Source organism: Pseudomonas shiyinii, assembly GCF_056725765.1.
Genome location: NZ_CM161522.1, coordinates 491,867 through 516,008, shown reverse-complemented (window position 1 = coordinate 516,008; position 24,142 = coordinate 491,867). Strand labels below are relative to the sequence as shown.

25 protein-coding genes and 1 tRNA gene are annotated in these 24,142 nt (G+C 57.5%); 11 read left to right on the top strand and 15 right to left on the bottom strand.

Annotated features, from left to right (window positions below):
- Positions 1-475: 475 nt before the first annotated feature.
- Positions 476-1,744: an HNH endonuclease gene (locus ACXHGZ_RS02515; protein ID WP_480462226.1), complete on the bottom strand. Its 1,269-nt coding sequence runs from the start codon at positions 1,742-1,744 to the stop codon at positions 476-478.
- 1,732 nt (positions 1,745-3,476) lie between these two features.
- Positions 3,477-3,971, bottom strand: a complete 495-nt coding sequence (gene arsN2 / locus ACXHGZ_RS02510) for an arsenic resistance N-acetyltransferase ArsN2 (RefSeq protein ID WP_480462225.1) — start codon at positions 3,969-3,971, stop codon at positions 3,477-3,479.
- Positions 3,972-4,148: 177 nt separating this feature from the next.
- Here arsN2 and ACXHGZ_RS02505 point away from each other — a divergent pair, with 177 nt between their 5' ends.
- The 7 genes from ACXHGZ_RS02505 to ACXHGZ_RS02475 are packed head-to-tail and all read left to right on the top strand — an operon-like array spanning position 4,149 to position 9,209.
- Entirely contained in the window at positions 4,149-4,505 is a 357-nt protein-coding gene (locus ACXHGZ_RS02505) for a metalloregulator ArsR/SmtB family transcription factor (protein WP_480462223.1), read from the top strand.
- Between the two features lie 29 nt (positions 4,506-4,534).
- Complete coding sequence (locus ACXHGZ_RS02500) at positions 4,535-5,818, top strand: arsenic transporter (RefSeq protein ID WP_480462222.1); 1,284 nt, start codon at positions 4,535-4,537, stop codon at positions 5,816-5,818.
- 14 nt (positions 5,819-5,832) lie between these two features.
- Positions 5,833-6,303, top strand: a complete 471-nt coding sequence (locus tag ACXHGZ_RS02495) for an arsenate reductase ArsC (protein ID WP_480462220.1) — start codon at positions 5,833-5,835, stop codon at positions 6,301-6,303.
- Between the two features lie 23 nt (positions 6,304-6,326).
- Positions 6,327-7,040, top strand: a complete 714-nt coding sequence (gene arsH, locus ACXHGZ_RS02490) for an arsenical resistance protein ArsH (RefSeq protein ID WP_023048559.1) — start codon at positions 6,327-6,329, stop codon at positions 7,038-7,040.
- 4 nt (positions 7,041-7,044) lie between these two features.
- Positions 7,045-7,548 (top strand): cyclin-dependent kinase inhibitor 3 family protein, encoded by a 504-nt coding sequence (locus ACXHGZ_RS02485; RefSeq protein ID WP_023628512.1) that lies wholly within the window; start codon positions 7,045-7,047, stop codon positions 7,546-7,548.
- Positions 7,549-7,573: 25 nt separating this feature from the next.
- Positions 7,574-8,656, top strand: a complete 1,083-nt coding sequence (locus ACXHGZ_RS02480; protein ID WP_480462217.1) for an ArsO family NAD(P)H-dependent flavin-containing monooxygenase — start codon at positions 7,574-7,576, stop codon at positions 8,654-8,656.
- Positions 8,649-9,209 carry an arsinothricin resistance N-acetyltransferase ArsN1 family B gene (locus ACXHGZ_RS02475; RefSeq protein WP_480462215.1) on the top strand — a complete coding sequence of 187 codons (561 nt, stop codon included), beginning with the start codon at positions 8,649-8,651 and terminating at the stop codon, positions 9,207-9,209. Before ACXHGZ_RS02480 ends, ACXHGZ_RS02475 begins: the two co-directional genes overlap by 8 nt.
- A 179-nt stretch (positions 9,210-9,388) precedes the next feature.
- Here the strand turns inward: ACXHGZ_RS02475 and ACXHGZ_RS02470 are convergent, their stop codons facing one another.
- From ACXHGZ_RS02470 to ACXHGZ_RS02425, 10 genes are all read right to left on the bottom strand, one after another.
- Positions 9,389-10,246 (bottom strand): coiled-coil domain-containing protein, encoded by an 858-nt coding sequence (locus tag ACXHGZ_RS02470; RefSeq protein ID WP_480462214.1) that lies wholly within the window; start codon positions 10,244-10,246, stop codon positions 9,389-9,391.
- 89 nt (positions 10,247-10,335) lie between these two features.
- Positions 10,336-13,224: a DUF927 domain-containing protein gene (locus tag ACXHGZ_RS02465; protein ID WP_480462212.1), complete on the bottom strand. Its 2,889-nt coding sequence runs from the start codon at positions 13,222-13,224 to the stop codon at positions 10,336-10,338.
- Positions 13,221-13,505, bottom strand: a complete 285-nt coding sequence (locus ACXHGZ_RS02460) for a DUF3077 domain-containing protein (protein ID WP_480462210.1) — start codon at positions 13,503-13,505, stop codon at positions 13,221-13,223. Before ACXHGZ_RS02460 ends, ACXHGZ_RS02465 begins: the two co-directional genes overlap by 4 nt.
- Positions 13,502-13,789, bottom strand: a complete 288-nt coding sequence (locus ACXHGZ_RS02455) for a hypothetical protein (protein WP_480462209.1) — start codon at positions 13,787-13,789, stop codon at positions 13,502-13,504. Before ACXHGZ_RS02455 ends, ACXHGZ_RS02460 begins: the two co-directional genes overlap by 4 nt.
- A gap of 541 nt (positions 13,790-14,330) precedes the next feature.
- Entirely contained in the window at positions 14,331-14,663 is a 333-nt protein-coding gene (locus ACXHGZ_RS02450) for a hypothetical protein (protein WP_480462208.1), read from the bottom strand.
- Complete coding sequence (locus tag ACXHGZ_RS02445) at positions 14,660-14,920, bottom strand: helix-turn-helix transcriptional regulator (protein ID WP_480462206.1); 261 nt, start codon at positions 14,918-14,920, stop codon at positions 14,660-14,662. The genes ACXHGZ_RS02450 and ACXHGZ_RS02445 overlap by 4 nt, the downstream gene beginning before the upstream one ends.
- Positions 14,921-14,989: 69 nt before the next feature.
- On the bottom strand, positions 14,990-15,778 hold the full coding sequence (locus tag ACXHGZ_RS02440) for a hypothetical protein (RefSeq protein WP_480462204.1): 789 nt from the start codon (positions 15,776-15,778) through the stop codon (positions 14,990-14,992).
- 271 nt (positions 15,779-16,049) lie between these two features.
- Positions 16,050-17,339, bottom strand: coding sequence for a tyrosine-type recombinase/integrase (locus ACXHGZ_RS02435; protein ID WP_480462203.1), 1,290 nt, complete (start codon positions 17,337-17,339; stop codon positions 16,050-16,052).
- A gap of 161 nt (positions 17,340-17,500) precedes the next feature.
- A tRNA-Thr gene (locus tag ACXHGZ_RS02430) sits at positions 17,501-17,576 on the bottom strand.
- Between the two features lie 82 nt (positions 17,577-17,658).
- A complete protein-coding gene (locus tag ACXHGZ_RS02425) occupies positions 17,659-18,069 on the bottom strand; it encodes a pilin (protein ID WP_465001721.1) in 411 nt (136 codons plus the stop codon).
- 220 nt (positions 18,070-18,289) lie between these two features.
- On the opposite strand from ACXHGZ_RS02425, the gene ACXHGZ_RS02420 reads away from it, so the two are divergent.
- The 4 genes from ACXHGZ_RS02420 to yacG are packed head-to-tail and all read left to right on the top strand — an operon-like array spanning position 18,290 to position 21,186.
- Positions 18,290-19,498: a type II secretion system F family protein gene (locus ACXHGZ_RS02420; protein WP_480462200.1), complete on the top strand. Its 1,209-nt coding sequence runs from the start codon at positions 18,290-18,292 to the stop codon at positions 19,496-19,498.
- Between the two features lies 1 nt (position 19,499).
- Positions 19,500-20,366 carry a prepilin peptidase gene (locus ACXHGZ_RS02415; protein ID WP_084857053.1) on the top strand — a complete coding sequence of 289 codons (867 nt, stop codon included), beginning with the start codon at positions 19,500-19,502 and terminating at the stop codon, positions 20,364-20,366.
- Positions 20,366-20,989: a dephospho-CoA kinase gene (coaE, locus tag ACXHGZ_RS02410; protein ID WP_084857051.1), complete on the top strand. Its 624-nt coding sequence runs from the start codon at positions 20,366-20,368 to the stop codon at positions 20,987-20,989. The genes ACXHGZ_RS02415 and coaE overlap by 1 nt, the downstream gene beginning before the upstream one ends.
- Positions 20,986-21,186 carry a DNA gyrase inhibitor YacG gene (yacG, locus tag ACXHGZ_RS02405; RefSeq protein ID WP_084857049.1) on the top strand — a complete coding sequence of 67 codons (201 nt, stop codon included), beginning with the start codon at positions 20,986-20,988 and terminating at the stop codon, positions 21,184-21,186. The genes coaE and yacG overlap by 4 nt, the downstream gene beginning before the upstream one ends.
- A 1,137-nt stretch (positions 21,187-22,323) precedes the next feature.
- Here the strand turns inward: yacG and ACXHGZ_RS02400 are convergent.
- The 3 genes from ACXHGZ_RS02400 to ACXHGZ_RS02390 all read right to left on the bottom strand — a co-directional run bounded on the left by ACXHGZ_RS02400 (position 22,324) and on the right by ACXHGZ_RS02390 (position 24,135).
- Positions 22,324-22,683 (bottom strand): hypothetical protein, encoded by a 360-nt coding sequence (locus tag ACXHGZ_RS02400; RefSeq protein WP_480462198.1) that lies wholly within the window; start codon positions 22,681-22,683, stop codon positions 22,324-22,326.
- 112 nt (positions 22,684-22,795) lie between these two features.
- A complete protein-coding gene (locus ACXHGZ_RS02395; protein ID WP_480462196.1) occupies positions 22,796-23,161 on the bottom strand; it encodes a hypothetical protein in 366 nt (121 codons plus the stop codon).
- A complete protein-coding gene (locus tag ACXHGZ_RS02390) occupies positions 23,161-24,135 on the bottom strand; it encodes a hypothetical protein (protein WP_480462194.1) in 975 nt (324 codons plus the stop codon). Before ACXHGZ_RS02390 ends, ACXHGZ_RS02395 begins: the two co-directional genes overlap by 1 nt.
- Positions 24,136-24,142 lie beyond the last annotated feature (7 nt).

Genomic DNA, 24,142 nt, shown 5'->3' with positions numbered 1-24,142 from the left:
GAGGCTGCATTGGCTGACGAGACCAGCGCCTGTAGATCCTGAGCCAGGTGCAAGCAGCAATGCGATGACCGGGGCATGCCTGACTGTCAGTCAGGTGCAGTCCATTCCTTGGTCTGCGGCACCATCATCTACATGGCTGTTGCGGGTGACATCGGCGTTTGTCACGCCGATTGTCACGAGGGGGTTGCCGCAAAACCAAGTGGGATGAGGGGTGCAGCAGTGTTAAAAGCGCCCGGTTATGCACAGGAGAGAGACAGCGCAGGCTGGCGTATTTGAACAAGGCTGCGTGTCCGACAGTAGGGATCAGACAAGTTGGAAACCTAAAGCGCGCCAGCTCTTCTAGAAAAATGACGGCGAACGTGAGGCTTTTTATCTGCGAGGAAAGCTGAGTGGGCTGCCTGTAAGGCGTAATCAGACACATGGGAGTCAACCGAGAACACCAACGCTTTCATAAGAATGCGCTCTGGAAAATGCATCAGCGGTCTTCCCTTCCAGATTGAGGTTCTGAGTCATAAATGTGCTTGGCCAGATGCTCAGGGTTCGGCCAGTCATTTTTAGATTTTGGCAGCGTAATCTTAACTCCTTCATACTGCCAGTAGTCGGTACCTCTCATGTCACTGGCAAGACGAACAGTCATGGTATCGGGGTCAATCCACAGTCGCCCAAGATCAAATAGTGTGTGGATGTCAGATCTTAGAAGCAGGCCATTATCAACGCGGTTTGTATGGATACCCCTATAAGGAACGATGTGGGCTGCCTCAAGCACATCGACCGTAGAGCATCCTGTGACTGCGCATGTCTCTCCATACGCAATCAGCATCAGCGAACGGAAATTAAATTGCCCTTGGCGCATCGCAACCTGCATCAAAACCCGCTTCCGACCATCTAGCTCGCTATCAATCGGTGTCAGCTCGATCGCATCGGCCTCTCGACGAGCTAATACCGCAGCATGTGCGATCAGGGTTTGCGGCACCTCGTACACCCTGCCAACGCCTGAAGAGTCATACTCCAACATCCAAACTCCATGAGCCTCGGGAACATAGGGCTCATACCGAACAGTTGTCCCAGATGACGTTTTAAAAAGCCGGTCGGCAGGATGGCCAGAATCACTCCGGCGTCCTTTTTTTACACCTTGATAGTGAGCCCTGATATCGCTGTTGACTGACATTTTCTCTAGGTCGGGCCTGATATTTTCTGGATTGAACTGCGGATCTCTCATGCTGATCAGGGCTCTGACCTCTGCCACAGAAACAGGACGTCCTAGATCAAAAGCTGCCTCTCTGACAAGCTCCCATCTCAACCTTCCATGCCTGCCTTGCCGCCCCCCTGAGCGTGCCTGGATCTTACCAATGATTTTCTCAGCCTGCGCCTCCGAGGCGACGCTCTCTTTGGTTTGACGGGGTTGCTGCCGATCAGCTTCATGGATGCTGACTGCATCATTTACATCCTGCACAAAATATCGCCAGTCGACGGCACGTTCGTGCCGATGGTCCGACAGGGAACCATCAGGAAGCTCCGGGTGTAGCCGATAAGTCTCACCGCCCAGAATAACCCCCGCCCCCACATAACCATGTTGGTTGACATAGGCGATGACCCAATCGCCTGCAGCAAGTTGATTCAGGATTACATCACCACGATCCCCCGGTAGCCCTTTGAAGCCTGCTGTGATGACTTTACGATCCAGATTTTGCAACCACCATTCGGAGGTTGCGGGCAGGCCGATGTTGAAGACGTAATATGCCAATTTCTGACTCCACTCGGATTCCAATTTCTGAAACGACGCAAGAAAGATCTCAAGCCGAGCCATCTTTCCAATTCGCTACTGAGATACGTATCACATCAACGGCAGTGGTCCAACCCACCGCGCCGTATGTCACCACCACCATCGTTGGCGTGGGTTTGAGAATTCGGTACCACGCGTTAGCTAGCTAAGTTGCACTTCCACCGTTTTTCTTATGCACTCAAGCCGGGCCAGTTTTGTAGTGGATGGCACGGGCTCCGCCCGTGTTCGCGGGCGCGCCCGCTCCCACAGGGATCACGCTATCCATTTTCGTATTGAGCACGACAGTTGCCTTTGCAGGTATGGCATGCCCCTTGGCCTGAGGCTATCCCTGGAGGACTGGGTTATCCGGGAAGAAAGCGCCTCAGTGAATGGCACCGGCTTCGCCGGTGTTTGCGGGTGAACCCGCTCCCACAGGGTAATGCGGAGTGTCTGCTGGCTATGGTGACCAGGCAGGCCATCTGAGATATCTCTAACCGGTGAAAACACTATCTAAAAAAATTTTGCCCAACACCCTGAAAACACGGGGCGAAAGCCAAATGCCACTAACCCATTATCTTGAAACCCGTACAACCGGAAGTGAAAAACCGCTGACTATTCACTCTGCCGAGATGCGGGGCTGAAGGTGGCCTGATCGGCCAAAAGCAGAACACGGAAGAAACAAAAATGCCCGCACAAGGCGGGCATTTTAGAGGAGCCGAAACCAGGAAAACCTGCATCGTGCCAACAAGATCTGGTGCCGGAGACAGGAACCAAACAGCAGCACTATTAGCCAATGAAATTGGGGAATATAGCGAGAGCATTTCGAAACGTATCCCTAAACGTACCCCTAAAACTAAAACCACCGCTCTCGTACCGAAGGCAGCGCATCAGCGCTGCCTTCGGCTATCTCATGAGGATTTAGCTTGTGTGGCACGGACGGCAGCAGTAGTAACACCCATTGATCCTTGCATTGGGCCAGTTCTGCTTAGCCTGACGAACAGCGCTTGCGCAGTCGGTATGGATACCCAACGCAATCTGGTTGGCGACCTGAGGCATGAAGCTACACCCGGTCGTGGTGTTGTGGACCTCATAATCCCCGTTCTGCTGCTGGTTTTTGTTGATGATGAAAGAAGGCAAGCTCTTACTCCCTGTGTCGTGACGTTGGCCGCTACGACCTAATGGCTTAATGATGGCCATCAGGGCCTAGCGACGAAAGTGTAGACACTCCCCGTGATAATGCTTACAAGCAGGACATCAGGGCAGCCTGCACCGAACCGGTTCACTCAGTTTACTAGTTCACTAAGCTGGTGAACCGTCCGCTAACAAAGAGCCGCGGGTTTCCTGCCCCGTATCTGGCCACATCTCTCAGGGTCCCCGGCGGCTCCTAGGATCCGGGAGGTGGGGAATGCCTCAGCCGCTGAAGGCACGACCAGATAGGGGGCATGGGGTCGCTAGATGACTACGAATCCAAAGCGGTGTAACAGGTGTAATGGGTGTAACGAATACGCGCAAACCATTGTTCTTAAAGGAAAAATAGCGTTACACGCTCAAATCTCCGCCTTGCCCAAGCAGTGTAACAACAGATCCGGTGTAACCATGGTAGACCGCTATCGACCCTTTGCAGCCGTTCGCGGTGTCTACGAAACCGAGGTCGATTCAGTTCGACATCTTTCGGGGGGCACAGGACTCGTTCCTGGGACACCTGAGAACGAACTCACTGACGTTCGTGGAGGCGAGTTACCTGTGGTGACTCCGAGGCCACACCAGCAAGCTCCTTCACCATGTAGACCGCTGACGCCGGGCAGAGACTTTTGAACTCCTCCGAACTGGAAATTGCCTTTGGGGCTTGGGATCGGTCTCTGTGCTCATATCCCCGAGCCTCGAAGAAGTCGGGTGCTGTAGTGGTCAGCAGATGAAGGCTCTGGGCTCCGTCAGCTTCCGCTATTCGCTCAAGTGCTCTGAGCAGCAGGGTACCGACCCCTGACTTCCGCTGGGCCGGGACGACAACCAGTGAGCGAATCAGACGAGTCCGACCACTTCCTTCAATGCCCCCGTATCCCAGCTCCGTTTCTCCCCGGTGAAAGGAATAGAACATTCGGTCGGGCTGCAAAAGGTCTTGGGTCGGCAAGCCCGCTGCAGTCAGATGCGCAGCCAGACCTTGGATTTGGTCGGTACCAAGCAATCGGACAGAGATATCAGACTGGTTCATTGGGGACTCTGGGGATGCTATCGAAGGCCAGTATAGGGCCCAGAGCACGGGCTTTTTCCAGTTTTATGACGTCCCGTAAGGCGAGGCGATTGTGAATATCTGCTTTACCACATATTTGAATCGGCATATATTCGGATTTCCAGATATTTGACGTACACGCATTCCCCAGGAGGTCACATGCGGCAAACACTGACTCCCCCCATCGTTTTCAAATGCCTGGCTGATGACACCCGGGCCCGGATGACCCTGCTGATCGCCCGTGAAGGCGAGCTCTGTGTCTGCGAACTTACCCACGCGCTGGAGCTGAGCCAGCCGAAGATCTCCCGGCATCTTGCCCAGTTGCGCGAGGCTGGAATCCTGATGGATCGCCGCAAGGGTCAATGGGTGTACTACCGACTGCACCCCGAACTGCCGCAGTGGGTGGACGGGATGCTGAAGGGAGTGGTCGATGCCAACCAGGAATGGTTGAGCTCTGATGCATTGCGCCTTGCCGAAATGGGCGAGCGGCCGCAGAGCCCTGTTGCTTGTGCTTGAGACTTCCCTTCGCTGATTGAGTTGTAGTCATGCTGATCGCATTTTTGATTTTCCTGGTGACGATCGTTCTCGTCATCTGGCAGCCCAAAGGCCTGGGTGTGGGCTGGAGCGCCGCACTGGGGGCCGTCGTGGCGCTGCTGGCGGGCGTCGTGAGCCTGTCCGATATCCCAGTGGTCTGGCAGATCGTCTGGAACGCTACCGCCACTTTCATCGCCGTAATCATCATCAGCCTGCTGCTGGATGAGGCGGGGTTCTTCGAGTGGGCGGCATTGCACGTGGCCCGCTGGGGCAATGGCAGCAGCCGCAAGCTGTTCGCCTTCATCATCCTGTTGGGCGCCGCCGTCTCGGCGCTGTTCGCTAACGACGGTGCGGCACTGATCCTGACCCCGATCGTCATCGCTATGCTGCTGGCCCTGCGCTTCTCCCCGGCGGCGACGCTGGCATTCGTCATGGCGGCGGGCTTCATCGCCGATACCGCGAGCTTGCCGCTGGTGGTGTCCAACCTGGTGAACATCGTTTCCGCCGACTACTTTGGCATTGGCTTCAACGAGTACGCCTCGGTCATGGTGCCGGTGAACCTGGTCAGCATCGCCGCCACCCTGGGAATGCTGCTGTGGTTCTTCCGCAAGGACCTGCCGCGTACCTATGAACTCGACCAACTGAAGGCTCCCGAAGCCGCTATCCGCGACAAGGCGACGTTCGTTGCCGGCTGGTGGGTGCTTGCGCTGTTGCTGGTGGGCTTCTTCGCCGTCGAGCCACTGGGCGTTCCGATCAGCGCCATCGCTGCGGCCTGTGCGCTGATCCTCTACCTGATCGCCGCACGCGGGCACGTGATTTCTACCCGCAAGGTGCTCAAGGACGCGCCTTGGCAGGTCGTGGTGTTCTCGCTTGGCATGTACCTCGTGGTCTATGGCCTGCGTAACGCCGGCCTCACCGAATACCTGACGCAGATCCTCAATGTTTTCGCCGGCTACGGGATATGGGGCGCATCCCTCGGGACGGGGCTGCTCGCTGCTGGCCTGTCGTCGGTCATGAACAACATGCCCACTGTGCTGGTAGGGGCCTTGTCGATCCATTCCGCCGAGGCCAACGGCATCGTGCGCGAGGCCATGGTCTACGCCAACGTCATCGGTTGTGACCTCGGTCCGAAAATCACCCCCATCGGCAGCCTGGCCACTTTGCTGTGGCTGCACGTGCTGGCCCGCAAGAACATCGTCATCACCTGGGGTTACTACTTCCGCACCGGCATCGTCCTGACGCTGCCGATCCTGCTTGCCACCTTGGCCGCATTGGCCATCCGCCTGAGCTTTTGAACCGGAGATACCTGATGAAAGTCTTGTTCATGTGCACCCACAACAGCTGCCGCAGCATCCTGTCCGAGGCGCTGTTCAATCACCTGGCCCCCGAGGGTATGGAAGCTGTGAGCTCGGGCAGCTTCCCAAGCGGTAAGGTCAATGAGCGGGCACTGAATACCCTGGAAGCCGCCGGTATCCCCACCGCTGGCCTTTCAAGCAAGGCCTCGGATGCCTTCGAGAGCTCTCCTCCCGACATCGTTGTCACCGTGTGCGATCGCGCTGCCGGCGAAGCCTGCCCGATCTTCTTCGGTCCATCGCTCAAAGCCCACTGGGGCCTGGCCGATCCTTCGGCGGTCACCGGGAGTGAGGCAGAAATCGAAGAAGCCTTCCAGACAACACTTGCGAAGATCGATGAGCGAGTGCGCGCCTTCATTGCGCTGCCTCTCTCGCAACTGAGCCAGGACGAACTGAAAGCCGAACTTGCCCGCATCGGCGCGCTGTAGGCCCTGGATCAATGGAGACCGAAATGAACGACCATCTGCCAAATGTCCAACCAGAACTGATTGATCTGCCGTCGCTGGAGCGGCTGGCGCCGAAGGATCCTTCCACACACAAACCGCGCATCCTGCTGCTGTACGGATCGACCCGCGAACGCTCATTCAGCCGCTTGATGGTTCAGGAAGCTGCGCGCCTGCTGGAAGAGTTCGGCGCCGAAACCCGTATTTTCGACCCTTCCGGTCTGCCGCTGCCGGATGACGCTCCGGACTCCCACGAGAAGGTGCTGGAACTCCGCGAGCTGATGCAATGGTCCGAAGGCCAAGTGTGGTGCTCGCCCGAGCGTCACGGCTCAATGAGTGCTGTCTTCAAGGCGCAGATCGATTGGGTACCGCTGGCCATGGGCGCCGTTCGCCCAACCCAGGGCAAGACCCTCGCCGTGATGCAGGTTTGTGGAGGCTCGCAGTCTTTTAACGTGGTGAACCAACTGCGCGTGCTTGGCCGCTGGATGCGAATGTTTACCATCCCCAACCAGTCGTCGGTGCCGAAAGCCTTCCTGGAGTTCGATGAAGCCGGGCGCATGAAGCCGTCTTCTTTCTACGATCGACTGGTCGACGTAATGGAGGAACTGACCAAGTTCACGCTGCTGCTGCGTGATCGCCAGGATTATTTGGTAGACCGCTACTCCGAGCGCAAAGAGTCGGCGGAAGAACTATCCAAGAGAGTCAATATTCGGTCCATTTGAGGTCATGAGCATGTCGCATCCTTACTCATTGAAATCGTTGCCCCATGCTCCGGGCGTACTGATTTTCACGCCTTGTCCGGGCACCCAGAGCAGCGCTCTCGCTGAAAGCCTGGAAACGCTCAAGCAGGCCGGTGCCGTAGCGCTGGTTACGCTGATGTCGGACGCAGAGCTTCAGGAAAACGGCGTCGGCGAGCTTGGCATCGCGGCCAAGCAGCATGGGTTGGAGTGGTACCAGCTGCCGATCGAGGATGATCAGGCCCCGGATAAAAACTTCGAGGCCGGGCTGGGAGAGATCCGCCACCAGTTGGACGCTTTGCTCGCATCCAACAAGGCCCTGGCCATCCACTGCAAGGGCGGCTCCGGCCGCACCGGGCTGTTCGCTGCCCGTCTGCTGATCGAAACCGGAATGCCGCGCCGCGAGGCGATCGCATGGGTGCAGGAACTGCGCCCACGCGCGATTCAGAAGCCTGCGCACATCAACTACATCAACCAGTTCGGCGAAGACTGAGCGCCTCAGCCTGACAGGAGAAACCATGGCCACCGAAGGCGAACTACTCGATGTCATCGTAATTGGCGGCGGGCAGTCCGCGCTGACGGTGGCTTATTTTCTCAAACGGGCCAAGCTGTCGTTCCTGCTGCTCGACGCCGAAGAGGCAGCGGGCGGGGCCTGGCGCCATGGCTGGAACTCGCTGACACTGTTCTCGCCCTCCGCTTGGAGCTCGATCGCGGGCTGGCCGATGCCGCCAGTCACCGAAGGTAATCCCGATAGGGATCACGTGGTCAGCTATCTGGAGCAGTACGAGGCACGCTATGGGTTTCCTATCGTTCGCCCCGTCAGCGTCACGGCGGTGGAGCGAACCGGGCGTGGCCTTCGTGTGCGCTCTAAGGACCGCAACTGGGAAGCCCGTGCCGTCATCAGCGCGACGGGGACCTGGAGCAAGCCCTATGTTCCGGCCTATCCGGGAATAGAGCTGTTCCAAGGGCAGCAGATTCACTCTGCCCATTACCAGTCACCAAAGGCTTTCCAAGGGAAGCGTGTGCTGGTCGTTGGTGGTGGCAACTCGGGGGCGCAAATCTATGCGGAGCTGTCCGAGGTCGCCGACGCAACGTGGGTAACCTCGGAGGAGCCGGCGTTTCTGCCTGATGACGTCGATGGCCGGGTGCTGTTCGAACGGGCTACCGAGCGCCTCAAGACTCAACAGGAGGGCCGTGTTATCAACGCACCGGTCGGCGGGCTTGGCGATATAGTCATGGTGCCCCCGGTGGTCCGGGCCCGCGAGCGAGGAGCCCTGCGGTCTGTAAGGCCTTTTGTCTCATTCACGCCTGACGGGGTCGTCTGGCCCAATGGTGAGAAAACCCAGGTCGATGCGATGATCTGGTGTACAGGTTTCCGGCCGGCTCTGGATCACTTGCGGGACTTGGACGTGCTGGATGACAGCGGTAAGGTCGAGGTTGACGGGTCGCGCTCTATTCGCGAGCCGCGCCTCTGGCTGGTCGGATATGGCGACTGGACCGGGCTAGCCTCGGCGACGCTGATCGGCGTCACCCGTACCGCGCGCAGCACCGTAAACGAAGTAGTGGAATACCTGAGCAGCTTGGAGCAGACGGATGCATAGCGGAATCGAGATTCGTGTCGCCAGATCAGAGGATGCAGAAGAGATTCAGGCCATTTACGCGCCCATCGTACTTGATACGGCCATTTCATTCGAAGAGGCAGTGCCGAGCGTGGAGCAAATGCGTGAGCGGATTGCCACGACACTGCAAACCTACCCGTATCTGGTGGCTGTGCGAGAAGGACGGGTAGTCGGCTATGCCTACGCCAGTCAACACCGGGCGCGCGCGGCGTACCGGTGGGCGGTGGATGTGACGGTGTATGTCGCCGAGGGGCAACGCCGCAGCGGGATTGCTCTCCAGCTCTATGACGTGCTGCTGCAGGTTCTGAAGCGCCTGGGATATCGCTCGGCGTATGCCGGCATTGCCTTGCCGAATGAAGGCAGTATCGGGCTGCACGAGCGACTCGGTTTCCAGCACATCGGTACGTTTCCGCAGGTCGGATTCAAGCTCGATGCTTGGCATGATGTGGGGTATTGGCGGTTTGATTTCGGAGACGAAGGCCTTCGCCCCGAGGCTCCAATAAGCTTCCTATCCCAAATTCCAATGCCACGTTAGAGCGTCCAGTGAGTTTAGCTGTCTTCCGCGAAAGGCAGCTATAGGTCGATAACGGTCCGTCGCGGCTAGCTGTTCTCGAACCCTATTGGACATCCACGAGCTTCGCCAAACTGCTTTATGACGGGATCAACGAAACCATAGCAATAACAAACAGCCCGCATCTGCGGGCTGTTTCAGGGTTACGCTTCGATCAGGTCTGCTAAGGTGATGCCCTCAGCGCCGTCTAGCACATCATTGCGGCGGAGCTCCCTGGACGAAGGACCGAAGCCCGGTATCGACAGCTCTATCAGCTGCATCCCGCCTCCACCTCGATGACGATTAGCGGCCAGGATCTTCGAGCCGACGGCGGCCAGTTGCTTGACCAAGCGATTCCATTCCTCGCCGAGGACCAACTCGGCGGCGACCAGAGCGTTGTCCTGGGCCTGGCTACGCTGCTGTTGAGCATCGGCAATCTGGGTGTCGAGCGTATCAATTTCTGCCTGCAACGCCGCGACAATCAGATCCTGGCGCCTTGCATGTTCATCAGCCTCAATAAGCAAAGTGCTAGCTTTTTGCATCTCATTGGTTGCAGCTTTTTCACCTGCGCTGTCACCGGTTGCTACGCTACGTGCGTAGAGGTTCGCGGCATCAACCTCAGCTTTTTGTGCCCTTTCGATGGCCAGATCTGTTTCTTTTTGAATCGCCTGGAGACGCTCAAGCACGAGCCTGCGAGTGTTCTCCAATGCAGCGACGGTGTTAGCGGAATCGGACATGACTTGGCGTGCCTCAGCCTTGACCTGTTTCGCATTCGCCAAGCGTTCTTGATAACTGATCTCGAGATCAATTCGTTCAATAGCACCAGGAATACTGCGCAAGCGACCCTCTGCGTTGGAAAGCTTATCCATAGCCGCCCTTGACTCTGGGCTACCTATGCAATTGCCCCGGTGGTCATAATTACTTGGCATCGTTTGCCAAGCTGCCCGAAGGCCTGGAATGCTGGCCTCAAGAGCGTCACGTTCGGAAATCAATGCATCGCGTTGTTTTTTCAGTTCTTTCATGGTCAGTCCCTAAAGATGGAAAATTGTCGTGTCGAGGCTGGCAAGGCCATATGTTGCCGACACCACCTCGTGGGTTTAGAGGTAGTGGTTCAAGCGGCCTGTGCTTCGTTTTCAGCCGGTTCAGGGATAGTAACGACGACGTAGCAGCGCTGTAGGCCGAGGCCGGGCAGGCGCACAGAGGTGGAGGCCTTGCCATCTTTGCCAGGCTCTAATACCCGACGCCTCAGCAGCTCTTTGTTCACTGCATTGATGTTCATGCCTCGGAAGATTTCAGAGCGCCAAGCTTCGGGAAGTACGTAATAGGTTGTCGTCGTGTGCGACGTGTCACCCATGCCGTGCTCCATCGATTTGCGAAAGCCGAGCCGGTCAATAGTGCGGGGGCCGTGTTCATCTACCTTGGCAGCCGTCGATTCCCAGCGTGTAAAGCGACTTTCTCCAAACCTCTCGATCACTTGGCGGAGGCGGGCAAGAACTGCATCGCCCTCCATGTTCCCGGCGCCGCCTCTCTCAGCCAACCAAGCCTTCAGGCATACGCGGGCAGAGTCGAGAGCTAAGCCATCCGGCCACCCGGTAACGCCCAGGGCGGTGGCCAACTCTCCAGCCGCTGCTGCCAACCCAAAGCGAGTAGCCGCTCGCTGAGCCTGTCCGCTCGCTGTGACTGGCAGTGCCTCTGCAGTAAAGCGCTCCACTGTACTGCGGACCATGGCTATGTAGGCGCGTAGTTTGACCGGGTCGCACAGGGCCGACAGGAATGCCAGTGCAGGTGATCCGTAGGACTTGGTCACACGGGCTTTCAGCGCATCCGAAAGCGCAGCGGCATCTTCAAAACCATGCAGTTCCTCAAACAACCCCAGTCCTTTTCCGGCATCAGCCGGCACGGCTAATAGCCGTACTTCCATACCCGCCTTCAAATCCTTGTTTGCTTCGGCCATGTGCTGCGCAAGGGTCTTTTCCCCCGTGGAAAGGAACAGCAGTCGCCATTCTTGTACCTGGCGCCCGCTCATCCCACGGTCATTCGCCCGGGCTTTGCCTGTGCCGTTGCCAAGCATGTAGACCGTCTCCCCGATGATCCGTGGATCGCACATCCCGATTTCATCAAGCACCAGAAGGCCGTCGGAGTGTGCCGCCGCGATACTCTCCAGCGCGTTATCGGTAGAACGCCAGGAGCGCACCAGGCGTGGCCCTCCCCAAACCGAAGCGGCCACCTGTAAATGGGTGGTCTTCCCGCCGGAGCTGTCGCCGTAGAGGTGGAAGCCGCCTGATTCATGGCCAAGTAAGTGCAGCACCGCTCCAGCAAAAGCTACGCACACGACGAACGTCAGGCGGTTGTTCCCCACGCACAACGTACCGATTTGCTGTTGCCACTGCTCTAGTGTTCCAACTTGGGTAATGGGTGGGAGCTGGGCGCCGGCTTCATAGAAGTGCAGGTATTCCGTGCTGGCACCGATCTGCCGATCCGGCACTAGGTAAGCATCCCCATGCCAGCCCAGACGAGTGACCAAGCGAGCGCGCTCGGAGCCGTCATAGCCTTGCAGGTAGCTCTGCAGGTCGTTGCGCGAATTGCGAGCAGTACGCACGGGCGCCAGGCGCAGCCCCATGTCGACCAGTGGAGCGAGCACCTCCTTACCAAAGTCACCCGCCATCGCCCTGGCCGGAATGTTGAGGCGTTTGCTGGCCCCATCCGGATCATCAAACTCCACCAGCAGGCCCCAGCCGTGGCCCTTTTCGTCACGGGTGCGAGCCAATATCTCTAGCCGTGAACAAACCTGGCGTGCTTCGCCATCATTGCCGGCATAGAACACCCCATCTTTTGTGACACGGAAGCCGCTCGGGGCCGGGGCGGTTTTCTTCTCGGGTTGCGACTTGGCCTGGCCAGTGGTCTTGCTCTGCTTAGTGGGTGTGGCGGCAGGTGCGAGGGCGAACAGCTCCCCGGTGCGCTGCAGCTCTGCCAAGTGTAGAGCAGTCCAGCCTTTGGATTGGGCATCCGCCGCATCGTCACCTTCTCCCCACTCACCGCCTAGGGCGAAAGTGGGGCGCTCACCGTCAATACCAGGGAGTTGCCCGAACACCGCCAAGGCTACTGTTCGTACCGTGGCTGCTCCGAGCTTTCGCAGGTGATCGGCCAAGGCATCCATGCATTTCAAGCCTGGAGCGTCGTTGTCTGGCCACAGCAATACGTCGCGCCCGACTAGCGCCGCGAAATCAGCCTTCTGCCAAGAGTTCGTCCCGTTAGGCCAGCAGGTGGCAACATGCTCGGGCAACAGATCGGCAGCGGCATCAGCGGCCTTCTCACCCTCGCACAATACGACTGGTGCCGAGGGACGTTTAGCCAGCTCATCAAGGCGCAGGAGGGGGCGTGGCTCCGATAAGCCCTGCCAGCGCCAGGCCAGCGAGCCGTTAGCAGAGTTTTTGCACCAGGTGAGGGGCGCGAAGACTTTGCGCGCCGCGCCGGTCTCATCCGGCCCAAGGTCAAAACGGTACAGCACCATAAGTGGCTGACCGTTGGCGTCATGGTAAATCCAAACCTTGGAAGGTTTACCGTGCTGCCGGTGCACTTGCAGCACCTTCTGCATTGCCTGCTCAGGAATGGGCAACACGGGCACCCACTCTGGCTTTTTGGCTTGGCCAGTGGGTGGTGTGACGTTGTTGCTATTCGTTGCCTCGACACCGAGGAAAGCCGCCAGCTTGTTGCAAGCTTCCACATCGGTGCCGCGATCAAGGTAGCGCACCAGGTCGATCAAATCGCCGCCTTTGTCACCGGTGGCGAAGTCGCACCAGGTAGCTTTGGCCAGATTCACCTTGAGCGATCCTGAATGCTTGTCAGCTCGGGTTGGGTTGGGAGCGGTGTATTCCTTGCCGCCGTCTACACGCTTGCCATTGGGAAGCCAATGGGCTAGCACGCGATCAATCGCCGCCAGGGAAGCCGCTTTGACCTGGGCAAAGGTCGGATGCCGGAAATTGGGGGTGGTCCTGCTCATGCTTGGCCCCCCTCGGCAATCTGAATCCCAGTGGTCACATCATCGACAAGCGCCTTAGCCTGCTCGCCCAGATAATGTGCCGCCCACACCAGTGCATTGTTGTCTTCGCTTACGCCAGCCAGCTGGGTCAGTTTGCTCACGCAGCTCATCAGCACCGACGCCTGCTCCAACGCTTCCTCACCGGAGATACCGGGGCATACCCGGAAGAATGGTTGATTCAAGGAGTTGTGCTTAGAGAAGGTGGCTTCACCCGCTGTATTAACCTGAATGTGCGCGCTCATTTCCGCCCCCTTTCCGCGACATGGCAGGTCGAGTCGTCGGCATGCACGACCAGGGTACGGATCTGCTCCAGCGTTCCGCGTACGTCCCACAGGGCCCCGAGGATCACACGGTTAGCCAAGCGTTGGCCCTGTTCCGACTCGAACTGATCCTCCAGCAAGCACAGCACTGCTTGGGCTCGCTCAATGGCGCAGGTGAGCGCATCAATCGGGACGCCTGCCGGCGCTTTCGCTGTGATGCAAAGCAGGTCTTCTGGCTGAGAAAAGTGCTGTGTTGGAGTGGTCATTGGGCACCCCCGTTTGCTTCCAGGGCGCGAGCACGGGCCATCGCAGCGTTGTAACGCGCCAAGCGGACGGAGAGGGACGAGTCGGCGTGCAGTGCCGCAATGGCACGGGCCTTCAGGGCAGCAATGTGGTTCTGGAGGGCGGACGGATTGAGGGCGTGCATGGGCGGAGCTCCTTCTTAAATGGGAGCTGCCACGGTCCGTCGCCAAACGAATTAGGGTGGCAGCTGTGCGCAGGTTGGCGAACCGGGTAAGAAGGAACCCGGCAGACCCGAAGGTCTCCCACGCACAGCCGCCATAACACGGGAATGCGGGCACAAAAAAAGCGCCTGCAATCGTGATGGGGGCGCCTGTGCGCCTTCTTAAGCTCGGGTCGCCAAACCCGGTCGCTGAATTTGCAGCGACCTGCGAAGAGTAACGTGTGAACCGACGAGGCGCAAGCTGATAAGTGTGGGCAGGTTGCATGGCTCTGGGCCATGGCATAGAGTAGGCGGGCAAAGTGAATATCCTCAGACGCCCTCGGTTGCAGCCGGGGGCGTTCTCGTTAGTGGGCGGCGACCGGGCGGCGCTCAAGCTTGAGCCAGGTGAGATTGCGGCCTTGCCGCGCCTTCTCATACATCTGCCCTAGTGCATCGGGATTGGCGAGCACGTTGGGAACCAACTGCGCCGCATCTCGAATCGTCACGTCGCCAGGCGTCTCGATAGCCAGTAGCCCCCAATCGAGAGTCGGCCAAATCAGCAGCAGTACGTGCGCCCCTTTGGCCAGCGCTTCGTCCCGCAGTTTTTGCAAGCGCACCAACCGCCCATGTGTTGGAGCCTTTTGACCCAGTTCGTCGATTGCATCGAGCGCTGCGTGAGGGAGGAAAATGGGCGTCATGCGGCCACCTTGTCACGCGCAGCGATACGAGCGCGCGTCCAGGCCTGAACTTCAGAAAGAACCCAAGCCACGGGAGCGCCGCGGGCGGTGCTGTCAGTGAGTTTCACAGGCTGAGGGAAGGTGCTTTCAGGTTGGCTCATGAGTTTGTAGATTGTCGGGCGTGCAAGCCCCACGAGCTCTAAAACTTCTTTCATACGAATGAGCCTGGCCGACTGATCGATTACGGCGCCGGCCAGCGGTGCGGATTGGAGTGTCATGGCTGTATCCCTGTATTGGTTTTACAGGGCGGAGCCTATGCAGGGGCTACCTAGCTGTGAACGTTCACTTTACTTTTTGCTTAGTGAACTGGGAGGGTTATAACCCAGCCAGGGAATGCGCTTTAGGATTGTCCCCATCTGAACTTTCGATAGCGACGCCCCTGTTTCGCGCTCCTGCCAGGCACGTAGTTTGCTGTTCAGATTGTGCATGGCTGTTCCTGCGTTGATGAGTTCCAGCGCTTTCGCTTCGATGGATTGATCACGGCTCTCCAAGCCTTCCCGACGCCGAGCAATCCTACTCAACACCCCGTCGATTTTGGTGTCCGCATGCCTCGACGCTGCGTTGGCCAAGTCGCCTATCTCGCAGCATGCTGCATTTTCATCAGGATCTAGCCAGGCGCTAGCACCAGGCACGTAGTTCTCAATGCAGTTGAGGTGCATCTGATAATACTCAAGTGCCGGTATTTCCTGCCCCGGTGTACTCAGGTGCTCGGCTAAGCCGCATAAGGCATGGACTGCACTTGCCAGTGCGAAAGCGGCAATAAGCTGTATATCTGTTGCCGCTTCGAGGTCGGTGAAGCTGCGAAGCTGGGCCGCTAACTGGCTAGCCCCATAGTGAGAAATCACCTGATAAATCGCGTCATTGTGTTGCAGCGCAGCATTGCTCAGCTCTGCGCCGATTTCTTCCGGGAGCCAGTGGCGGCAGAGCTCCATGATATTCAGCACGGCATCAACCTCTGGAGCGTAGCCGCTGAAGATTGGAAGACGCTTCAGATGTTCCCTTATGGTGCTGGATTCAGTCCGGGTTGGGTGGATGGCCAGCCCTTCAATAGACCACGAGTCACGCTGCATCAACATTCCCCCACGCCCCGGCAGTTTGCGCCGAGCCCGCGATTCGCATTGACCTGAGAGAGCATGCGCATGGGCCAGCAGGCGGGCGAGGGGCTATTGGCGTTACACGGGACGGCGAGGTTACACCGGGTGTACGAAAATATTCTAGTCGGTGTTACGTGCCTAATCCCCAATGATTTCAGCGTCTTGGCCTGATCCGTTACACGGGTTACACCTGGTACACCGGCTTTTGATGGGACAAGCATTGTCATGCCCTCCACCATCATCTCAGTCTGCTTCATGGATGGAGGGACCTCCCATGGGCAAAATCATAGGGAGTAATTGCATCCCTGCGATTAGCATCCAGATAGTCGGCCCACCACTGCACCATAAGCCTCCGCTCTTGTAAGTGCTCAGCCTTGTGAATGTAGGCGGCACGTACTGTGTTTCTCTCTTGGTGGCTCATTTGCCGCTCGACCGCGTCTTTACTCCAAAGTCCAGACTCAACCAGTGCAGAACAGGCCATTGTCCGAAAACCATGGCCGCATACCTCTGCTTTGGTGTCATACCCCATTCGTCGCAGCGCTTTGTTCACGGTGTTCTCGCTCATGGGCTTCCAGTGATTGTGGTCACCCGCAAACACCAGATCGAAACGACCAGTGAGGTTACGAACTTTCTCCAGCACCTCTACAGCCTGTCGGCTGAGCGGCACCAAGTGTGGCGTGCTCATCTTGGTGCCTCGATGGGAGTTCTTCACCCCCTCAATAGCCACCCTTTCGCCAGGGATTTCCCACATCAGCCTCCCCATGTCTATCTCTCCCCAGCGAGCGAAGCGGAGCTCGCTGGAGCGGATGAACACCAACATGGTCAGCTGCACCGCGAGCTTGGTCAGGCCGCGCCCGCTGTCGGCATCTATCCGCTGGAGAAGCTCAGGTAAGCGCTCGAATGGCAAAGCAGGCCGATGCGCTGTTTTGCGGGTAGCCGTGGCGCCTTGCAGATCGATCGCAGGGTTGAAATCTAGATGGCCATGCTGAACCGCCATACGGAGGATGCCCGTCATGTACTGGCGTAGGCGTGCAGCCGTATCCAAGGTATCCCGCTTTTCCGCCGCTTTCAGCGGAACAAGCAGATCCCGTGTTTTCAGCTCCGCGACCGGACGATCACCGAGAGTGGGCAACAGGTGGGATTCAATGCGTCGCCAAACTGTGGAGGCATGACCAGGTGTCCACTTACGAGCGCAGGCCGCATGCCATTCCTGTGCAAGCAAACGGAAGGTATTCGCCCGGGCATTGACCGCTTCCTGTTTGTCCAAGCGCGCCTGCTCGATGGGGTCTTTCCCAGCAGCAAGGAGTTCAAGCGCCTGAGCGCGTCGCTCCCTGGCCGCTTTCAAGCCGAGCGCCGGATAGTTGCCAAACGTTGCTAAACCATCACGGCCATCAGGTTTGGTGTACTTCATACGCCAAGTCTTGACGCCTGACGGCTTCACCAGCAGGTAGAGGCCTTTGCCATCGAACAGCTTGTAGTCCTTCTCCCGAGGCTTGGCCGCATCACATTTGGGATCGGTGAGAGGCACCACTGTGCGCGCCATAGGGATACGTTTCCTTGTCGAACCGAGATATCCCTAACCATATCCCTAAATCGCATAGATGCCCAGAGACAAAAAGAGACAGACAGAAACAACAAAGCCCGCAATAGGCGGGCTTTGTGAGGTGTTTCGTAGACAGTCATAGACTTCTGGAAACTGGTCTCTGGTGCCGGAGACAGGAATCGAACCTGCGACCTTCGCGTTACGAGTGCGCTGCTCTACCGACTGAGCTACACCGGCGTGAGCGCAACGCTACCACTGCCGCGGGCGTTACGCAAACCCCTGTTTCCCCTCGCTTATTCCCCCTCCCCTGGCGCCAGCCTCAGGCGCCCTTGCAGCCGTTCGGCGCGAGGTCTACTTCCACCGTGGTGGTGCAGCGCCAGCCGGTGGTGGTGCGGGTCAAGGTCAGGGTCTTGCCGAGTACGTTGGCCGGTGCATCGGCGAGGGTACAGGTGATTGCCGCGGTGCCGTCGGCTGCGGTACCACGGGCGGTGATGGCGCAGTGGGCGGTGGTGGGCTGGCCGCCGAGGGCGGTGACGTCGGCGACGTCCTTGCCTTCGTTCAGGCGCAGTTCCATGGCGGTCTTGAGTGCGGAGATTTCCGCAAGGCCGGCGCTGGCTTTGGCGCGGGCTTGCTGGTTGGTGTACATGGGAATGGCGATGGTCGCCACGATGCCGATGATCGCCACGACGATCATCAGCTCGATCAGGGTGATGCCCCGTTGCCCTTTCATGAACGCTTTTCCTTGTTGATACGGCTATGCCTTGGATCCAATCTCGGACACCTAGGACAGACAGGCGCGCAGTAGAGCCGAACCGACACCTTTTGTCACCCCTGCCCGCCTGGATGCCGGGCTCGCTGGACTACTCTAGTGACCAACAGGGAAACCCGCCCGGCCATGGGCACGGCAAGCTGTTACGAGGCTTGTCGGCATTGCAACAAAGGACTTTTGCATGAGCCATTCGACACGCGTGTACGCCTGGGAAGGCACCACCATCAACGGCAACAGAATCAACGGCCGCACCGAGGGGCGCAGCCTGGCATACGTGCGCGCCGACCTGCAGCGCCAGGGTATCCGCGTGGGGCGGGTGCGGCCTGCGAGCCGCGTGCAATGGCGCTGGCCAGCAGGGCGTGGCAAGGCGGATGCGGCGGGGTTCAGTCGGCAGCTGGCGACTTTGCTCAAGGCGGGCGTGCCGCTGCTGCAGGCATTCGAGGTGATGGGGCGCAGCGGGGGCGATGAGCACCTGGGGCGGTTGCTGGCGCAATTGCAACAGGATGTTGGCGCGGGGCTGGGCCTGGCCGAGGCGCTGCAACGCCACCCGGCGTGGTTCGACCGGCTGTACTGCAACCTGGTGCGGATGGGTGAGCAGTCCGGCACGCTGGATGGGCAGCTCGAGCAACTGGCGGGCATGCTGGAGCAGCGCCAGGCGCTGCAGCGGCGGGTACGCAAGGCGATGCTCTATCCGTTGCTGCTGTTGCTGACCGGGCTGGGGGTGTCGGCGCTGTTGCTGCTGGAGGTGGTGCCGCGGTTCCAGGGGTTGTTCGCCAGCTTCGATTCGGCGCTGCCGGCGTTCACGCAGTGGGTGATCGACTTGTCCACAGGGCTTGGTCGTTATGCGCCTTGGTTGGTGGCGGTGGTTGTGTTGTTGATGGTGGGCGTGCGCGAGCTTCACCGGCGTCATGCGCCGGCTCGACTGTGGATAACACGCCAGGCGTTGCGGGTACCGGTGCTGGGCAAGCTGCTGGGGCAGGCGGCGTTGGCACGCTTTGCGCGGGGCCTGGCCACGGCCTATGGGGCTGGGGTGCCATTGCTCGATGCGCTGGGTACGGTGGCGACGGTATGTGGTGGGCAGGTGCATGAGCAGGCGGTCTTGCGCCTGCGCCAGGCCATGGGCAACGGCCAGGGGTTGCACCAGGCGATGGGGGCGGACCCGCTGTTTCCGCCCTTGCTGGTGCAACTGGCGGCGATCGGCGAATCCAGCGGCACGCTCGACCAGATGCTGAAAAAAGCCGCCACACACTACGAAGAACAGGTCAGCCAGGCTCTCGACCAGTTGACCAGCCTGCTGGAGCCAGCCATCGTGCTGGTCCTCGGCGTGGTGGTGGGTGGCCTGGTGGTCGCCATGTACTTGCCGATCTTCCAGTTGGGTAACTTGGTCTGACATGAATCTCTGGACTTTTCTCGCCGGCCAGCCGGCACTGTTTTTGACTTTTGCAGGCCTGCTGGGCCTGCTGGTCGGGAGCTTCATCAATGTGGTGGCGTATCGGCTGCCGATCATGCTCGAACGCCAATGGCAGCGCGAGGCGCAGGACGTGCTTGGCCTGCCCGTGCAAGAGCACGAGCGCTTCGACCTGTGCCTGCCGGCATCGCGTTGTTCTCATTGCGGGCATCGTATTCGCGCCTGGGAGAATATCCCGGTGCTCAGTTACCTGGCCCTGCGTGGGCGGTGCTCGGCGTGCAAGGCCTCCATCGGCATCCGCTACCCGCTGGTGGAGCTGGGGTGCGCTGTGCTTTCGGTGGTTGTGGCTTGGCAATTCGGGCCGACGCTGCAGACGCTGCTTGGTCTGGTGCTGACCTGGAGCCTGTTGAGCCTGAGCCTGATCGACAGCGATCACCAGCTGCTGCCCGATGCGCTGGTCAAGCCGGTGCTTTGGCTGGGGCTGGCCTGCAACACCTTCGGCGTGTTCGTGCCGCTGCCTGAAGCCGTGTGGGGGGCGATCATCGGTTACCTGAGCCTTTGGGCGGTGTACTGGCTGTTCAAGCTGGTCACCGGCAAGGAAGGGCTGGGCTACGGCGATTTCAAACTGCTGGCACTGATCGGCGCCTGGGGCGGCTGGCACGTGTTGCCGCTGACGCTGTTGTTGTCATCGGTGGTGGGGGCGGTGATCGGCGTATGCCTGTTGCGCCTGCGCAAGGCATCGATGGGCTCGACCATGCCTTTTGGGCCGTACCTGGCCATTGCGGGCTGGATCGCGATGCTCTGGGGTGATGAAATATACGTCTCTTACATGCAACTGCTTGGAAACTGATGACCACTGCGGCATTTACCCCCTGGATTCTCGGGCTCACCGGCGGCATCGGCAGCGGCAAGAGTGCCGCGGCAGCGCGTTTCGTGGAGCTGGGTGTGCACCTGGTCGATGCCGACCAGGCGGCGCGTTGGGTCGTGGAGCCTGGCCGGCCGGCATTGGCGAGCATCGTCGAGCGCTTCGGGCCTGGCGTGCTGCAGGATGACGGGCAGCTTGACCGCGCGGCCCTGCGCCAGCTGATCTTTGCCGATCCCACCCAACGCCGCTGGTTGGAAGAACTGCTGCACCCGTTGATCGGGCAGGAGATCTTCAGCTACCTGGCCAAGGCCGAGTCGCCCTATGCGATCTATGTCTCGCCGCTGTTGGTGGAGTCTGGCCAGATCGAGAAGACCCAGCGGGTGCTGGTGATCGATGCACCGCAGGCGCTACAGATCCAGCGCACCCTGGCGCGGGACAACACCAGCCCCGAGCAGGTGCAGGCGATCCTCAAGGCCCAGGCGGCCCGCGAGGAACGGTTGCGCCATGCCGATGACGTGGTGGTCAATGACCGTGACCTTGGCTGGTTGCATGAGCAGATCGACCGTCTGCACCACTTTTACCTGACGTTACGAGGAGGCCAGCCATGAGCCAGCCGATGACTGTGGACTGCCCGACATGCGGTGCACCTGTGGAATGGAGCGAGAAGAGCCCGTTTCGGCCGTTTTGTTCTGACCGTTGCAAACTGATCGACCTGGGGGCCTGGGCGGCTGAGGAACATAAGATTCCGGGGGCGGATGAGTCGGAGGATGAGCTTTATTCTGGGGATCTTGAGCCTCGGCATTGAACTGTGGACAAGCGTCCCGAGTGCTCTGGGGCGCTTTCCGTAAATTGTTGCCAGCCTATTTAAAGCATTGACCTCACGCCTTACATACCGCTAGCCCCCCTTTGGATCACAGATCATCATCGCCCCTATTACAAAAACGCTAAAATAAAAATTGAATGCAAGCCACAATCTTGCAGGAGCAGGGAAGTGTTCAAAATCATTAGAATCGAGCAACCCTCTCTATATAAAAAACCTAGGAAATGCCAGCAACAACGCGATTGAGTAAAGACGCGTCATCCTGCTCCGCACGCCACCATCCAGAGCAACTCGATTCGCGATGATAAAAGTGCTATTTGACAACAGCGCCTCTACATAGCCCAAGTACCGGCCCGACATACAAAACAAAGAGCACGAAATCAAAATCATCGCTAAAAATAAAAAAAGCTCTATCAAGCCAAGATCACCACACATTTAAAAAATCAACCAGATACATTTATATCTTTACGCCCCGCAACCAAACGAAGACTAACAACACCTCATAACCCCCAAGACCACACTGCCTTTTTATTTGCTCAGACGCTTATATTCCAGCAATATCTCAAAAAGGGGCCAATATAAATAACAGCACACAGAGTATTGAATTAAGGTTCCACGTCGAGACTAAAGCCCACCTCATGCCAGCAGGGAACTTTTTTAGCGCAGCCATATCAATAGCCCCTCTAAGCGCGTAAAGTTTAGGAACAGTCAACACCCCGGCAACCACGCCCGTATACATAACTTTACCTACAAGCCCAAACCCAAAAAAAAGATTCTCCCCCTGATTCAGAAATACATTCCCCATTAATGACTCTATATATTCAGCATGGCGATGAGCGATATACACCAAGACTGAAAAATTAAGAATCATTATTACAAATAGACACAATAGAGCCAAACGTAAATCAATATCCTCCACGCTGCCCCCAAAACGCTTAACTCATCGCCATCCACATACGGAAATAACCGCCCGCTTCGACAGGTACAGCCAAAGTTTCCTATAACCACGTGTCCCTACGACAAAAGCATGGCAGCTCGGAAAAGATAACGCGGCCCGTCGCTGGGCAAGCCCGCTCAACAGTGCATGACAAGCACCTATCGATTACCGGCATAAACTTTAAATCAGGCATCTATCGAATAAGCAAAAAACATCGCAGCCGCAATTAAAAAAACCATGAGAAACCAAATGCCAACCAGCAAAAACCTTACACCAATTGGAACACCATAAACTTCCCTTATATCAATCAAGCTCTTGCTAGAAGCAAACTTAGGAACGCTCAAAATTAGTGCAATCGTGCAAGTACGCACCACCTTTCCCGGCAATCCTGCGTAAGCAAAGTTCCTCTTATTCAAGCGTACCAATGCACTACCAGGCAATAGACCCTCAAAATACTCAACATAGCGATACGATATATAAATCAACACACAAAAAACCAGAACGAGCGCCAAAAACACCCCCAACCAAAATCCATTAACTTCCATTTCATCACCATTCTATTTCATCATAGATACACACCTATCTTTTTCCCCAACGTACCCACGCCATTCCCTCCCCGACAGCACTACACTTAGCTAAAACAAAACCCGAGCCTCGTTATATTCCAATGAAAAAACCAACCCCCAACAATATAAACAATAGAGCCACCCACCCATTCCATAGAAATATTAGAAACCACTTCATTCGCAAAGGAAAATTTTCTATCTCTTTAAGATTTACCGCCCCCTTACGAGCAAATAGGTTGGGTGCCGTTAAAGCCACTGCTATCGCACCCGCACGCAAAACCTTACCAAGCAGCCCCATCTCTGAGAAATACAACTTATTACCCCTCATATAATGACTGGTAGGTAGATATGACTCCATATAGTCCACATAACGGGCTGCTACGTAACAAAACATTAAAAAACCACTAACAGCCAATAAAAATAATAACAACATCAACAGTGCCGGATGAATACTCATCAATCACCTACACGTTCGTACAAGTATTTCCCAACAAATTCCCCATGGTTACTTCCTAATGCTCCTCCAACCATTCCCCCTACAGCCCCACCTGCAATTCCACAAAAAAAAGTCCCCAATCCATATGTCGAAAAACCCAGCGCCACGCACAATGAGCTCGCAGCTGTAGAGCCTACAGCCCCCAACAAAAATCCTTCCCCAACTCCCCCTACGAGCGCTCCCCATTCGACATATTTTGCTTCCCGACATTCCTCCTCACGCCCCAACGTACAAGCCTTATAAATAGACACTCCCGTCATCGTAACATCAAGCGAAATACCAATAGGCGTCCCCATTTTTAACAACTTGCTGGCCTTGGCAACTCCGGAGAGCTTTTCTGCATACTCAGCTATCTCTCCGGTATGCAGATAGCTCTTGGTCGAGATATTCAGCGTTCTTTTAACCGAACTTTCTCGACGCAAGCGTGAGCCATATGAGGCCATATTGTCCAGTTGCTCCCCCAGTTTCAAAAACAAGGCACTGCGCTTGGCGTAGAACTCATCCCGTGCCTTCAGGGTACCTTTCCCCAAATATTCCCGATAAAGACTCTCGATCTCCAGAAGCGTAGCGTGAATTCTGTCCAGGTGTTTACTCCAAGCCCCGCTGACTACACCAATGCCCAACGATGCATTGGGGAGTAGACTCTTCAGCAGATCGAAATTCTCTAGAAGAAAATCATCCGCGCCAGGGCCACGTAGTAATACGTCCCTATGCACACTAATAGCCAGATTCATCAGATAGGCTTCGTGACTAGTACAGCCGGGGGTGATCGGGTCACCTAAGATGACGAGCTCCCCCGGCAGCACTACACTATCGACAATATGCGCATTCAGAACATCGAATTTCGCTCGCTCATTTCTTGAGAGTACCAAACCGGCCTTGAGCGATTCGTAAGTTTGTGTCTTGGCATTAATGAAGGATCGAGCGCTGGACATCTCAATA

Bases quoted from the DNA above. Each gene is read 5' to 3' on its own strand.
- ACXHGZ_RS02420 (WP_480462200.1), top strand. From the start codon at position 18,290: ATGAGCCATTCGACACGCGTGTACGCCTGGGAAGGCACCACCATCAAC.
- ACXHGZ_RS02470 (WP_480462214.1), bottom strand. From the start codon at position 10,246: ATGAAAGAACTGAAAAAACAACGCGATGCATTGATTTCCGAACGTGAC.
- ACXHGZ_RS02475 (WP_480462215.1), top strand. From the start codon at position 8,649: ATGCATAGCGGAATCGAGATTCGTGTCGCCAGATCAGAGGATGCAGAA.
- ACXHGZ_RS02480 (WP_480462217.1), top strand. From the start codon at position 7,574: ATGGCCACCGAAGGCGAACTACTCGATGTCATCGTAATTGGCGGCGGG.
- ACXHGZ_RS02400 (WP_480462198.1), bottom strand. From the start codon at position 22,683: ATGGAAGTTAATGGATTTTGGTTGGGGGTGTTTTTGGCGCTCGTTCTG.
- ACXHGZ_RS02505 (WP_480462223.1), top strand. From the start codon at position 4,149: ATGCGGCAAACACTGACTCCCCCCATCGTTTTCAAATGCCTGGCTGAT.
- ACXHGZ_RS02425 (WP_465001721.1), bottom strand. From the start codon at position 18,069: ATGAAAGGGCAACGGGGCATCACCCTGATCGAGCTGATGATCGTCGTG.
- arsH (WP_023048559.1), top strand. From the start codon at position 6,327: ATGAACGACCATCTGCCAAATGTCCAACCAGAACTGATTGATCTGCCG.
- arsN2 (WP_480462225.1), bottom strand. From the start codon at position 3,971: ATGAACCAGTCTGATATCTCTGTCCGATTGCTTGGTACCGACCAAATC.
- ACXHGZ_RS02450 (WP_480462208.1), bottom strand. From the start codon at position 14,663: ATGACGCCCATTTTCCTCCCTCACGCAGCGCTCGATGCAATCGACGAA.
- ACXHGZ_RS02485 (WP_023628512.1), top strand. From the start codon at position 7,045: ATGAGCATGTCGCATCCTTACTCATTGAAATCGTTGCCCCATGCTCCG.
- ACXHGZ_RS02460 (WP_480462210.1), bottom strand. From the start codon at position 13,505: ATGAGCGCGCACATTCAGGTTAATACAGCGGGTGAAGCCACCTTCTCT.
- ACXHGZ_RS02440 (WP_480462204.1), bottom strand. From the start codon at position 15,778: ATGTTGATGCAGCGTGACTCGTGGTCTATTGAAGGGCTGGCCATCCAC.
- ACXHGZ_RS02495 (WP_480462220.1), top strand. From the start codon at position 5,833: ATGAAAGTCTTGTTCATGTGCACCCACAACAGCTGCCGCAGCATCCTG.
- ACXHGZ_RS02395 (WP_480462196.1), bottom strand. From the start codon at position 23,161: ATGAGTATTCATCCGGCACTGTTGATGTTGTTATTATTTTTATTGGCT.
- ACXHGZ_RS02390 (WP_480462194.1), bottom strand. From the start codon at position 24,135: ATGTCCAGCGCTCGATCCTTCATTAATGCCAAGACACAAACTTACGAA.
- ACXHGZ_RS02455 (WP_480462209.1), bottom strand. From the start codon at position 13,789: ATGACCACTCCAACACAGCACTTTTCTCAGCCAGAAGACCTGCTTTGC.
- ACXHGZ_RS02500 (WP_480462222.1), top strand. From the start codon at position 4,535: ATGCTGATCGCATTTTTGATTTTCCTGGTGACGATCGTTCTCGTCATC.
- ACXHGZ_RS02435 (WP_480462203.1), bottom strand. From the start codon at position 17,339: ATGGCGCGCACAGTGGTGCCTCTCACCGATCCCAAATGTGATGCGGCC.
- ACXHGZ_RS02415 (WP_084857053.1), top strand. From the start codon at position 19,500: ATGAATCTCTGGACTTTTCTCGCCGGCCAGCCGGCACTGTTTTTGACT.
- yacG (WP_084857049.1), top strand. From the start codon at position 20,986: ATGAGCCAGCCGATGACTGTGGACTGCCCGACATGCGGTGCACCTGTG.
- coaE (WP_084857051.1), top strand. From the start codon at position 20,366: ATGACCACTGCGGCATTTACCCCCTGGATTCTCGGGCTCACCGGCGGC.
- ACXHGZ_RS02445 (WP_480462206.1), bottom strand. From the start codon at position 14,920: ATGACACTCCAATCCGCACCGCTGGCCGGCGCCGTAATCGATCAGTCG.
- ACXHGZ_RS02465 (WP_480462212.1), bottom strand. From the start codon at position 13,224: ATGAGCAGGACCACCCCCAATTTCCGGCATCCGACCTTTGCCCAGGTC.